General features: G+C 58.1%; 12 protein-coding genes and 1 pseudogene. 7 read left to right on the top strand and 6 right to left on the bottom strand.

Translation table 11 applies throughout. The annotated features are described in order from the left end of the window. Nucleotides 1-222: 222 nt before the first annotated feature. From mgrA to FQ187_RS29385, 4 genes are all read right to left on the bottom strand, one after another. On the bottom strand, nt 223-1,260 hold the full coding sequence (gene mgrA / locus FQ187_RS29400; protein WP_149632170.1) for an L-glyceraldehyde 3-phosphate reductase: 1,038 nt from the start codon (nt 1,258-1,260) through the stop codon (nt 223-225). Nucleotides 1,261-1,384: 124 nt separating this feature from the next. After that, nucleotides 1,385-1,849 (bottom strand): type II toxin-antitoxin system HicB family antitoxin, encoded by a 465-nt coding sequence (locus FQ187_RS29395; RefSeq protein WP_178122792.1) that lies wholly within the window; start codon nt 1,847-1,849, stop codon nt 1,385-1,387. Then, entirely contained in the window at nt 1,846-2,013 is a 168-nt protein-coding gene (locus tag FQ187_RS29390; RefSeq protein ID WP_149632168.1) for a type II toxin-antitoxin system HicA family toxin, read from the bottom strand. Before FQ187_RS29390 ends, FQ187_RS29395 begins: the two co-directional genes overlap by 4 nt. Nucleotides 2,014-2,159: 146 nt before the next feature. Next, the gene (locus tag FQ187_RS29385) at nt 2,160-2,660 is read right to left on the bottom strand and encodes a LysR family transcriptional regulator (RefSeq protein ID WP_149632167.1); all 501 of its coding nucleotides are present in this window, start codon (nt 2,658-2,660) and stop codon (nt 2,160-2,162) included. A 119-nt stretch (nt 2,661-2,779) separates the two neighbouring features. Here FQ187_RS29385 and FQ187_RS29380 point away from each other — a divergent pair. Together FQ187_RS29380 and FQ187_RS29375 are read left to right on the top strand one after the other, a co-directional pair. Then, nucleotides 2,780-3,420 (top strand): annotated as a pseudogene (locus FQ187_RS29380) (SDR family oxidoreductase). Between the two features lie 66 nt (nt 3,421-3,486). Further along, complete coding sequence (locus tag FQ187_RS29375) at nt 3,487-3,747, top strand: hypothetical protein (protein ID WP_149632166.1); 261 nt, start codon at nt 3,487-3,489, stop codon at nt 3,745-3,747. 27 nt (nt 3,748-3,774) lie between these two features. On the opposite strand, the gene betT is transcribed toward FQ187_RS29375, so the two are convergent. Together betT and epsC are read right to left on the bottom strand one after the other, a co-directional pair. After that, a complete protein-coding gene (gene betT, locus FQ187_RS29370; protein ID WP_178122793.1) occupies nt 3,775-5,730 on the bottom strand; it encodes a choline transporter BetT in 1,956 nt (651 codons plus the stop codon). A 406-nt stretch (nt 5,731-6,136) separates the two neighbouring features. Next, the gene (gene epsC, locus FQ187_RS29365; protein WP_033058482.1) at nt 6,137-7,063 is read right to left on the bottom strand and encodes a serine O-acetyltransferase EpsC; all 927 of its coding nucleotides are present in this window, start codon (nt 7,061-7,063) and stop codon (nt 6,137-6,139) included. 192 nt (nt 7,064-7,255) lie between these two features. Between epsC and FQ187_RS29360 the strand changes: the two genes are divergently transcribed. The 5 genes from FQ187_RS29360 (at nt 7,256) to FQ187_RS29340 (ending at nt 11,962) form a co-directional block, all read left to right on the top strand. Beyond that, the gene (locus FQ187_RS29360; RefSeq protein WP_149632164.1) at nt 7,256-8,248 is read left to right on the top strand and encodes a D-cysteine desulfhydrase; all 993 of its coding nucleotides are present in this window, start codon (nt 7,256-7,258) and stop codon (nt 8,246-8,248) included. Between the two features lie 227 nt (nt 8,249-8,475). Then, nucleotides 8,476-9,270 carry a cystine ABC transporter substrate-binding protein gene (gene tcyJ, locus FQ187_RS29355; RefSeq protein ID WP_149632163.1) on the top strand — a complete coding sequence of 265 codons (795 nt, stop codon included), beginning with the start codon at nt 8,476-8,478 and terminating at the stop codon, nt 9,268-9,270. Next, nucleotides 9,270-9,935 carry a cystine ABC transporter permease gene (gene tcyL, locus FQ187_RS29350; RefSeq protein ID WP_033058489.1) on the top strand — a complete coding sequence of 222 codons (666 nt, stop codon included), beginning with the start codon at nt 9,270-9,272 and terminating at the stop codon, nt 9,933-9,935. Before tcyJ ends, tcyL begins: the two co-directional genes overlap by 1 nt. Before the next feature lie 4 nt (nt 9,936-9,939). Beyond that, nucleotides 9,940-10,695, top strand: a complete 756-nt coding sequence (gene tcyN, locus FQ187_RS29345; RefSeq protein ID WP_149632162.1) for an L-cystine ABC transporter ATP-binding protein TcyN — start codon at nt 9,940-9,942, stop codon at nt 10,693-10,695. A gap of 502 nt (nt 10,696-11,197) precedes the next feature. Further along, a complete protein-coding gene (locus tag FQ187_RS29340) occupies nt 11,198-11,962 on the top strand; it encodes a hypothetical protein (protein ID WP_149632161.1) in 765 nt (254 codons plus the stop codon). Nucleotides 11,963-12,197: the final 235 nt, after the last annotated feature.

Below are 12,197 nucleotides of genomic sequence, written 5' to 3'. Positions count from 1 at the left end.
AAAGGTGTGTTTTCCCAGGTCGATGGCGGCAATAGCTACTTTGTTCATGGCAACGGTCTCCGGTGAGCCCCCTGTGAAAGCTTAGTGGGCGATCACAGGGGGCGGCGGGGGTAGCCATTTCATTATTAGACCGCGTTCTTACTGAACAACTCGGTCTAATGTGGGAGCGGGCTTGCTCGCGAAAGCGATCTGTCAGGCGCTAAAGGATCCAGCGCCGAACACTTACTCAGCCGTCGAAGGCTTCTCCCAAAGATTGACCCCGCCCTCCTGGGCAAACCGGTCAATTTCCGCCAGCTCTTCGGCACTAAAGCTCAAATTCTTCAACGCCCCGACGTTCTCGATAATCTGCTCCGGCCGGCTCGCACCGATCAGCGCCGACGTCACGCGCGGATCGCGTAACGTCCACGCCAATGCCAGCTGCGCCAGACTTTGACCGCGACGCTTGGCGATCTCATTCAGCGCACGCACATGAGCGATGTTGGCTTCGGACAAGTGCTCCGCCTGCAACGAACTACCTCCCGGACGATTGACCCGCGCGTCCGCCGGCACACCATTGAGGTACTTGTCGGTCAACAACCCCTGAGCCAGCGGCGTAAACGCAATCACGCCCGTTCCGAGCTCGTCCGTCGTATCCAGCAGGTCTTTTTCCACCCATCGATTGAGCAGGTTGTAAGCCGGCTGATGAATCAGCAACGGGACTTTCCACTCTTTCAGCAGCGCGGCCATTTCACGGGTTTTAACCCCCGAGTACGAGGAGATACCGATGTACAACGCCTTGCCCTGTTGTACCGCGGTTGCCAGTGCGCTGGCGGTTTCTTCCAGCGGCGTGTCCGGGTCGAAGCGGTGGGAATAGAAGATGTCCACGTAGTCCAGGCCCAGACGCTGCAGGCTCTGATCAAGGCTGGCCAGCACGTATTTGCGCGAACCGCCGCCCTGACCATAAGGGCCGGCCCACATGTCCCAACCGGCCTTGCTCGAGATAATCAGCTCGTCGCGATACTGCTTGAAGTCTTCACGCAGCAAACGACCGAAATTGATCTCGGCGCTGCCATACGGCGGGCCGTAGTTGTTGGCCAGGTCGAAATGGTTGATGCCCAGATCAAACGCGGTACGCAGCAACGAACGCTGAGTGTCGATCGGCGTGCTGTCGCCGAAGTTGTGCCACAGGCCCAGAGACAGTGCCGGCAGCACCAGCCCGCTGCGCCCCACGCGGCGGTAAGGGATGGAGTCGTAGCGGTTTTCGGCAGCGGTGTAGGTCATCGAATCCTCTCTTGTCTGTCTTGAAGTTGGTATCGACTGCTTCGCAAGTTGCCCAGCATACGCCCAGACAAACGCCGATAAACCTCGGACTAGAGAAAATGCTGAAACGTTTCACAACATTTTTTTACGCCGACAACTCACGCAGGGCAGCGGCAGCCAAAAAGCCAGACCTTGAGCTGTACCGCTGATCCCGCCTGACTGTTTGATCGATACGCTCAAGCAACTGCTCAGGCAGTGTGGCATTGAAGCGCACCGACTTTCCGAAGTAAGGCGTGATATCAAATTCAACCACCCCCCACACGCCGCCCGCGTAATCAGGGTTATCAAGATGAGCGTCGATCTCATGCACCTGCGGCAGTGGATCGCCATCGGCCACCAAGCCTTCGTAGTGCAACGCCAGCGCTTCCTTCACGTTTTCAAATGCCTGCGCCACAGTACCGCCTGCGGAGAAGCAACCCGGAACGTCCGGGATAATTACTCCGTATTCTGAGTCGGCATCCTTGTGCAGAACGACCGGGAATTTCATTTCGGTAAGTCCTTCCTGTGATGTGGCCCGCTCGGGGCTTTCGTATCCGGTGTCGGGTCTCATTTCAGGCCCGCCTGTTTCAATATGCTGTTGATCTTTCCTTTCGGAAGATCCGAGTCCGGGTGCTTTATCGTCACCCTCCCTGGCTTGCACGGATGCTTGTACTGATGATGGCTGCCTTTCACGGCCACCAGATACCAACCATCCTCCTCGATCATCCTGATCATTTCCCCGACTTCACATCACCTTCGTCCTTGTGGGCAGCATCTGCTGCGCACACTACGCGACGAAGCTTCATACCAATACACACCATACACACTCTGATAAATATTAGCCTATCGTGCAGGGACCAGATTTCCCTATAGACCAGCGGCTACTGTGCCCCCGCAAACACTTCCCCCAGCCAATCTACAAACACTCGAACCCGTGGCGACATGTGTCGGTTGTGCGGATACAACACCGAAACGCCTTCAGCGATGAGGTCAACAAAGCGGTCGGCCTCGCTGATAGACAGTTCGATGTCCGGGTAGCGCGCCATGAACTGTGGCAATGCCGGGATGACGAAATGCTTGGCCAACGTGCCATGCAAATCCACGCGCAACCGGCCCTTCGGCGCGACGCTGCGAAACGCCAGTTCGGCGTCTTCCAGTTCCGCCAGCAGCTGCACGCAACGCAGGTAGTACGCCTGGCCATCCAGCGTAGGACGTACCTTTCGAGTGCTTCGCTCCAGCAGTCGTGTACCGAGCCAGGCTTCGAATTGATTCAGCGTATGGGTCAATGTCGCCCGCGGCAGGTTCACGTCATCAGCCGCCAGCGTGAAGCTGCTGCGCTCGTAGATCCGCACGAAAACCTTCATCGCTTTGACTTGATCCACGCGGGTCTCCTGGCGGTCGATTGTTGAACAGTCAAGGCAACTCTCGTGCATTTATCAGCCTGAGTAACCATGTGAGTCTGGCTTCACCCCAAGCCATCAACTTCAAAGGAATCACCGCCATGACGAACCAAACTTCAAAAGTTGCCATCGTGACCGGCGCCTCCCGCGGCATCGGCGCGGTGATCGCCAAACAATTGGCCAAACAAGGTTTCGCCGTCGCCATCAACTACGCCAGCAGCGCCACCGAAGCTTCAAAACTGGTGGTCGAATTGCGTCAGACCGGGCATCAGGCCATAGCGATCAAGGCTGACGTGGCCAATGCCGACGACGTACGCCGGATGTTCGACCAGAACTTCAACATTCACGCTCGCGGTACGTTCAACACCCTGCGTGAAGCCGCCACCGGCCTGAATGCTGGCGGGCGGATCATCAACTTCTCCAGCAGCACCGTCGACATGAACCTGCCGGGCTATGCGGTGTACATCGCCACCAAAGCGGCGGTGGAATCCCTGACCCAGGTGTTCGCCAGGAAATACGCGGTCGCAATATCACCGTCAATGCAGTAGCCCCCGGTCCGGTGGCTACCGATCTGTTCCTGCACGGCAACAGCGAAGAGCAGATCCAGGCCTTCGCCAAGATGGCCCCGCTGGAACGTCTGGCTCAGCCAGAAGACATTTCCCGCGTTGTGTCTTTCCTGGTCGGCCCGGATTCGGGTTGGGTCAACGGGCAGATTTTGCGAGTTAATGGCGGGCTGGTTTAACTAAGCTCACACTGACACCGCAGTGCCGACTCAAAGGCAACACACATTTGAAGGGCGGAACACAGCATGCACACCACGATCATCATCACCTTCGGCCTGACTCTGCTGGCGTTGATGCTGTTCATCGGCGAAAAAATCGGCTTCAGCCAACAGACACTGACCTACAGCTTCGTGGTCCTGTGGCTGGCGCTGGCGCTGATCAACGGCGCCGTTGGCATGGTCACGGCCGGCCAGTCACTGAGTTCGGAACTGATGATCGGCACGGTGGTGTTCAGTGTGCCGGTGGCGGCGCTGGTGCTGTTCATGGTGTTGAGCGCCGAGACCTGAAAAAGGCTCGGCGCCATCGGCTCTCGATCAACGCACCAAATGCAAGAACTGCAGGTGTCGTTCGTACTGATCAAGGATGTCGTTGATGATCTGCTCCTTGGTGTAACCCACTAGATCGTAATCCTGACTGCCCTCGCTCAAATGCACTTCGGCCCGGTAATAACGACGGTTGTTGAGTTCCTTGGAACCCATGCCGCCACGGGCGAAGGACGGCGTGAAGTAGCCGCGCATCTGCACCTGATAGATAAACGGATGCTCCTCTCCGTGACCGATTTCCAGGCTAACGTTGTCGTTGGTCGGGTCCGGCTGAGTGACCACGTTCAAGCCCTTCTCGACGAACACCGCCGAGACTTCTTCAATCGCCGGGCGCACCGTCGTATCGAGGAAGCGATAGACCTCATCCCGTGACGGGAAATGCACGGCCTGACTCAGGCGTTGACGCCAGCCGCCACGCCGCGATCCGGATACCGGTGCCAGCGAATGCAGTTGCGCGATCTGCTTCTGCGACTCCAGGTAGAACGCCTTGTGCAGCCCCCACATCATCAGCAGCAAGATCATCGAGAATGGCAACGAGGTCAGCACCACCGCTGACTTCAGCGCATCGATGCTGCCGGAGAACAGTAGCGCACTGGTCACCAACGCGGTCATTGCGCCCCAGAACACCCGAAGCCATTTCGGCCCGTCTTCATCGGGATTGCCGCCCTTGGCGGACAGTGTCGACAGCACCACGGTGCCGGAGTCGGCAGACGTCACGAAGAACACGAAGCTGATGAACACCGTGACCGCGATCACGGTTTTGCTCCACGGGTAGGTTTCCAGCAGCAAGTAGAGGGTCATCGACGGGTTGTCGATAGCCGACATGCCGAGGGCGCTCATGCCATGGTTGAGGACTTGATCGATGGCGCTGTTGCCGAAGATCGACATCCACGCGAGGGTGAAGCCGAGCGGAATCAACAGCACGCCGAAGACGAATTCGCGGATGGTCCGGCCACGGGAAATCCGCGCGATGAACAGGCCCACGAACGGCGACCATGCGATCCACCAGGCCCAGTAGAACACCGTCCAACCGCCCAGCCAGTCACTGGGTTTGTCGTAGGCGTAAAGGTCGAAACTCTTCATCGGCAAGGCGCCGAGGTAGTCGCCGATGTTCTGAATCAGAGTGTTGAGCAGATGCTGAGTCGGGCCGGCGAACAACACGAACAGCAGCAGCGCGCAGGCCAGCAGCATGTTGATGTCGGACATCACGCGCACGCCTTTATCGACGCCAGACACCGCGACGATGATCGCCGCGCCCATCATCAGCGTGATCAAGCCGACCTGAATCCACTGGGTGTGAGCGATGCCGAACAGGTAGTCCAGACCCGAGTTGAGGTGCAACACACCAAAGCCCATGTCGGCACCGAGGCCGAACACGGTGGCGATGATGCCAAAGCCGTCCACCGCGTAACCGATGGGACCGTTGATGCGTTTGCCGATCAGCGGATAGAGCGCCGAACGCAGGGCTAGCGGCAGGTTATGCCGATAAGCGAAGTAGGCCAGCGCCATGCCGACGAAAGCGAACACGCCCCAGCCGTGCAGGCCCCAGTGCAGAAACAGAATCTGCATCGCCTGACGCGCCGCATCCGCCGTGCCCGCTTCGCCTTGCGGCGGTTGCGCCAAATGGGTCAGCGGTTCGGACACGCAAAAGAAGAACAGCGTGATGCTGATGCCGGCAGCGAACAGCATGCCGGCCCAGGACAGGTAACTGAATTCGGGTTCGTCGTGGTCGGCACCGAGCTTGATCTTGCCGTAACCGGACAAGGCGGTGACCACCACGAAGATCAGATACAAGGTCATCGCGAGCATGTAGTACCAGCCGACCGTGTTGGCCGCCCAGTTTTGCGCTTCCAGAAGCCAGGCGCCGGCCTGTTCAGGCATGGCGATGACGATGATGCCGAACAGCAGAATGAACGTCGCCGAGAAGTAAAACACCGGCGGATTCATGCGGACCTGACCGCTTGCGGGGGTGGGTGATGCACTCATGAAAGGTGCACCTCGAGGGGGTGAAACAGGGCAATCAGTAACGGACTCGGCAAAGGCAAGCCTCCTGTTGTGAGCGGGCAGCAAACCGGCGGTTTAACTTGAATGAGCGTTCAAGTTAAACATGAATAGGGTGCTAAGGACTAATCGCAAGGCTCGGCGGCACTGTTCGTACGCTAGCTCAAGGATGGGTATGACGTGGGGTTCGGGGGATTTTGTAGGAGCTGTCGAGTGAAACGAGGCTGCGATCTTTTGATCTTGATCTTAAAAAAGCAAAGTCAAAAGATCGCAGCCTCGTTTCACTCGACAGCTCCTACACAGCTCCTACAGCCAACGAAGACTGTTTATCAGTCACCAAAAAGCCGGGGGCTTACTTCTGCGTCCCGTCATCATGCTGCAGATTCGCCTGAGTCAGGTTGCTCCCCGCCGGCACGCTGCGGGTCAGCCAGACATTGCCGCCAATGGTCGAGCCCTTGCCGATGGTGATCCGTCCCAGAATCGTCGCACCGGCATAGATCACCACGTCATCCTCGACAATCGGATGTCGCGGTTGCCCCTTCTGCAACTGACCGTCTTCATCCGCCGGGAAGCGCTTGGCGCCCAACGTCACGGCCTGATAAATCCGCACACGCTCGCCGATGATGGCGGTCTCGCCGATCACCACACCCGTCCCGTGATCGATGAAGAAGCTGCGACCAATCTGCGCGCCAGGGTGAATGTCGATGCCGGTGGCCGAGTGCGCGATTTCCGCGCTGATCCGTGCCAGCAGCGGCAATCCGGCGCGGTACAAATGATGGGCCAGGCGATGGTGAATCACCGCCAGAATCCCCGGATAGCACAACAACACCTCATCGACGCTGCGAGCCGCCGGATCGCCGTGATAGGCCGCCAGCACGTCGGTGTCGAGCAGACTGCGCAGCCCCGGCAATGCGAGGGCGAAGTCCTGAATGATCTGAATCGTTTTGGCCTCGACTTCAGTGTCGGCCTGAGCACTGTGGCGAGCGGCGTAGCGCAATTCGAGTCGCGCCTGAGCCAGCAACGCGTTCAACGCAACGTCCAGCGTGTGGCCGACGTAGAAGTCTTCACTCTCCTCGCGCAAATCCACCGGCCCCAGGCGCATCGGGAACAACGCGCCACAGAGGGCTTCAAGAATCTCTGCCATGGCCGCTCGGGAAGGCAACTCGCGACCGCCCTGTTCGGTGCTGGCGCGGCCATTTTGTAAGCGCCACTGGTCACGCGCCGTGCGCAGTTGGCTGACGATGGTCTGCAGTTGCCAATGACTGGAACGCTCGCTCACGGTAAAAACTCCTCACGGGCGGCCGGACTGTCTGGCCGCGTTAACCGCGATTACTTTACGGCATGGTCAGGAAGCCGAATTAAGAACCGATTGTGCTGTGCTCAGCACTTTTGGGCATAAGGCGATTGTCAGTTGCCCCGCTAAATAGGCGTGCCTATAGTCCTGTCATCTCCCTCCGCCAGTACGGACCCCATGATCAAACAACAGCTTGCCCGCTTTAATCGCCTCGACCTGCTCGGTCATCCTACCGCCCTGGAAAAACTCGAACGCCTGTCGGCCTGGTTGGGCCGCGATGTGTACGTCAAGCGTGATGACCTAACGCCGCTGGCGATGGGCGGCAACAAGCTGCGCAAGCTCGAATACCTGGCGGCCGATGCGTTGGCACAAGGTGCCGACACCTTGATCACCGCTGGCGCGCTTCAGTCCAACCACGTGCGCCAGACCGCCGCCATTGCCGCCAGGCTTGGCCTGGGCTGCGTAGCCCTGCTGGAAAACCCCTTGGGCACCGACGACGCTAACTATGTCGGCAACGGCAATCGGCTGTTGCTGGACCTGTTCGACGCCAAGGTCGAGTTGGTGGAGAACCTCGACAACGCCGACGAACAATTGCAGGCCTTGTCCGATCGCCTACGCAACAACGGCAAGAAGCCGTATCTGGTGCCGATTGGTGGCTCGAATGCATTGGGTGCTTTGGGTTATGTGCGCGCCGGGCTGGAATTGGCTGAGCAGATCAAGGACACCGGGCTGACATTCGCGGCCGTGGTTCTGGCTTCGGGCAGCGCCGGGACCCATAGCGGTCTGGCGTTGGCGTTGAGTGAAGCACTGCCGGATTTGCCAGTGATTGGCGTCACGGTTTCTCGCAGCGACGAAGACCAGCGCCCGAAAGTCCAAGGCCTCGCCGAACGCACTGCTGAGCTGCTGCGCGTGAGCCTGCCTGCGAGTTTCAAGGTCGAGTTGTGGGACGAGTATTTCGGCCCGCGCTATGGCGAACCGAATGCCGGGACGTTGGCAGCCGTGAAGCTGGTGGCGATTCAGGAAGGTTTGCTGCTGGACCCGGTTTACACCGGCAAGGCCATGGCGGGTTTGCTCGATGGCATCGGCCGCCAGCGCTTCAATGATGGCCCGATCATCTTCCTGCATACCGGTGGGGCGCCGGCGTTGTTTGCCTATAAAGACTTTTTGTAGCCGATCGTTCCCACGCTCTGCGTGGGAACGATCCATTAGCTCAAAAAAGAATAACGAAGTTGATATTTATTATTTTCCTATCTAAAAGTGCCGTCATATAGTCACGCCGCAGGCGAATTTGCAGCGAGACGCATACGATGCTTTAGGGCAGGATATTGCAGTCGTTCAAATCCCGATTTTGCCAACATTCCTAAAAGCGTCTTCATAAGAAAACACAGGGGCTTGTCATGAATTTTTCCGCACTACGACGAAATCTGCTGGTAGGTTCGCTGGGCCTGGCGCTGAGCGCCGGTCTGCTGGGGCAAGCGGTTGCCGGTGAGCAGCTGCAAAAAATCAAAGACGCTGGCGTGATCAACGTTGGCCTGGAAGGCACTTACCCTCCGTTCAGTTTCGTCGACGCCGACGGCAAGCTGGCCGGCTTCGAAGTCGAGTTCTCCGAAGCCCTGGCCAAAGAGCTGGGCGTGAAGGTCAAACTGCAACCAACCAAATGGGACGGCATCCTCGCGGCGCTGGAATCCAAACGTCTGGACGCGGTGATCAACCAGGTAACCATCTCCGAAGAGCGCAAGAAGAAGTATGACTTCTCCGAGCCGTACACCGTTTCCGGGATTCAGGCGCTGACCCTGACCAAGAACAAAGACACCATCAAGACCGCCGCCGATCTGGCCGGCAAGAAAGTAGGCGTAGGTCTGGGCACCAACTACGAGCAGTGGGTGAAAGAGAATGTGCCTAAGGCTGACATCCGCACCTACGAAGATGACCCGACCAAGTTCCAGGATCTGCGCGTCGGCCGCATCGACGCCATTCTGATCGACCGCCTCGCCGCGCTGGAATACGCCAAGAAAGCCAAGGACACCTCCGCCGCCGGCGAAGCGTTCTCCCGCCAGGAAGCCGGGATCGCCCTGCGCAAAGGCGAGCCTGAATTGTTGGCAGCAGTGAACAAAGCCATCGACAAGCTGCGTGCCGACGGTACGCTGAAAAAGCTTTCGGAAAAATACTTCAGCGCTGACGTCACTAAATAATGGAAGAAGCTTTCCAACTCGCGCTGGATTCCGCGCCCTTCCTGTTGAAGGGCGCGTACTACACGGTGATCTTGAGCCTGGGCGGGATGTTCTTCGGCCTGGTGATGGGCTTCGGCCTGGCGTTGATGCGCCTGTCGCGCTTCAAACTGGTGAGCTGGATTGCCCGCATCTACGTGTCGTTCTTTCGCGGCACGCCGTTGCTGGTGCAACTGTTCGTGATCTATTACGGCTTGCCGCAATTGGGCATCGAACTTGATCCGCTACCGGCAGCCCTGATCGGCTTCTCGCTGAACATGGCGGCCTATGCCTGCGAAATCCTCCGCGCCGCGATCAGTTCCATCGAGCGCGGTCAGTGGGAAGCCGCCGCGAGTATCGGCATGACCCGTGCGCAGACCCTGCGCCGGGCCATCCTGCCGCAAGCGATGCGCACGGCTCTGCCACCGCTGGGCAACAGCTTCATTTCGCTGGTCAAGGACACCGCGCTGGCAGCCACTATTCAGGTGCCGGAACTGTTCCGTCAGGCGCAGCTGATTACCGCCCGCACCTTTGAAATTTTCACCATGTACCTTGCCGCCGCGCTGATCTACTGGATTCTGGCCACGGTGCTTTCGCACCTGCAGAACCAGTTGGAAGCACGGGTCAATCGGCACGACCTGGAGTCCTGACCCAATGATTGTCGTGGAAAAACTGACAAAGCAGTTCAAGGGTCAAGTGGTGCTCAATGGCATCGATCTGCAAGTGAAGGAAGGCGAGGTGGTGGCGATCATCGGGCCTAGCGGCTCGGGTAAAACCACGTTCCTGCGTTGCCTGAATTTTCTGGAAGAGCCCACCAGCGGCCGGATCAAGGTCGGTGACATCGAGATCGATGGCAGCCGCCCGCTGAACCAGCAGCAAGGCCTGGTGCGACGTTTGCGCCAGCACGTGGGGTTCGTGTTCCAGAACTTCAATCTGTTTCCTCATCGCACCGCCCTGGAAAACGTCATCGAAGGCCCGATCGTGGTGAAAAAAATCCCACGTGCGGAAGCCATTGCCTTGGGCAAAAAGCTGTTGGCCAGGGTCGGCCTGGCGGGCAAGGAAGACGCGTACCCGCGTCGCCTTTCCGGTGGTCAGCAACAGCGTGTGGCGATTGCCCGCGCGCTGGCAATGGAGCCGGAAGTGATTCTGTTCGACGAACCTACCTCAGCCCTCGACCCGGAGCTGGTGGGTGAAGTGCTGGCGACCATTCGCAGCCTCGCCGAAGAGCGACGCACCATGGTCATCGTCACCCACGAAATGGGCTTTGCCCGGGACGTGGCGAACCGCGTGGTGTTTTTCGACAAGGGCGTGATCGTCGAACAAGGCGAAGCCAAGGCGCTGTTTGCAAATCCGAAAGAAGAGCGGACGAAGCAGTTTCTCAGCAAGTTCCTGAATAACGCTCACCACTGAAACATCGCCTCACTACTTGTTAACTTCCATGGATGGAAGTGACAACACCCCCTACTAAGAAAATCCCTCTCTACGTTCTCTCCGCTTATTCACCCACCTGAACAATAGATAATTTTTTATAGCTGCGTGCGGTACATATATATGTTCTGCAACAGAATAACCTCGCCTAAAATTCGCCAAACCCAGCGCCCTCACCGAACAGGTCTTCGCCATCTGCAACGCACTGAAAGCCCATAAAACAAGGTAAAGTTCGACAGATCGGTGCAGCTTATTAACTTCAATGCGTAGGATTTTTCTGAATAACACTAGATCCCATACTTAACTAGCCAACTCTATTGACACCTATTCAAGCGCCCTCTTATCTAGTCTCCAACAGGCGTCTAACCTCGCACTCATTCATTATTTAACCTCACAAATAGTGAATAACTTTGTTGCTCGGTAATTCACGCCTTTCGAACTTTCAGAAACGGACTTTCGCTGCAAGGCTTCAAGGAGAAACCCCATGACAAGCACTTCGAACAAACCCGAACTTGCCGCCCCGACCCTGGCGCAATCTCACAAGACCTGCATCAACATCACCTCGGCGGCGCACTTGCTGATCGATGTGGCGCCCTACTCCGGCATGGACGAAGGCGACCTGATCGAATTGTTCTGGGACAACTGCTACGTGGCCTCCAGAGTGCTGACGGCCGACGATGTCGGTCAACCGGTCCAACTGCGTGTACCCGAGAGCTTCATCGCCAATGGCACCTCACGCATCCACTACCGGATCATGCAGATCGGGCAAGGACCAACCCTTTCAGCCACCAGACGAGTGCAAATCAAACTCGACTGCCCCGGCGGCCAACCGTCGGCGCTGTGCGGCGATGAAAACCAGAGCCTGGAGCCGGTGAACATCCCCGAGACCATTCGCCGTCAGGGGGTCAATCCGAACCAGATCAAGCGCGGCGTTCCGCTGACCATCGAGCCTTACCAGAACATGGCCGCCGACGACGAAATCACCCTGCGTTGGGGCGATGTGCGCATGGATCTGCCACGACTCAAGGCCGGCGATGTCGGCCAGCCGATCCAGGTCTGGGTGCCGCCGGCGATCATTCTCGAAGCCGGCGAAGACCTGCGGCTGGAAGTGACTTACTGCATCCTCGACCGGGTGGGTAACAACTCCCGCTGGGCACCACCGCGCAGGCTGAAGATCGGTTGCGCCAATCCCTATTTGAAGGCCCGGCCGAAGGAAATGCTAATGGCCGCCGAACCCCGCAAACACTGAGATCCCTTGTAGCAGCTGGCGAAGCCTGCGTTCGGCTGCGCAGCAGTCGTGAAATCAGACACTGCGGTCATTCAGTTAAACCGCGAACTCAGGTTTTGACGACTGCTACGCAGCCGAACGCAGGCTTCGCCAGCTGCTATGTATGGACTCGCCCCCACTGTCTACCCGCTTTTGAAAAACCGCCGCCCCGTTGCATCTATGTATCAGGCCTATTCGAAGAAGCCGTCTTCGGCTT

It is taken from the genome of Pseudomonas sp. ANT_J28, from assembly GCF_008370005.1.
Classification (GTDB): domain Bacteria; phylum Pseudomonadota; class Gammaproteobacteria; order Pseudomonadales; family Pseudomonadaceae; genus Aquipseudomonas; species Aquipseudomonas frigoris.
Note: the sequence above shows the minus strand (reverse complement) of the source record. Positions and strands in the feature narration are given on the sequence as shown.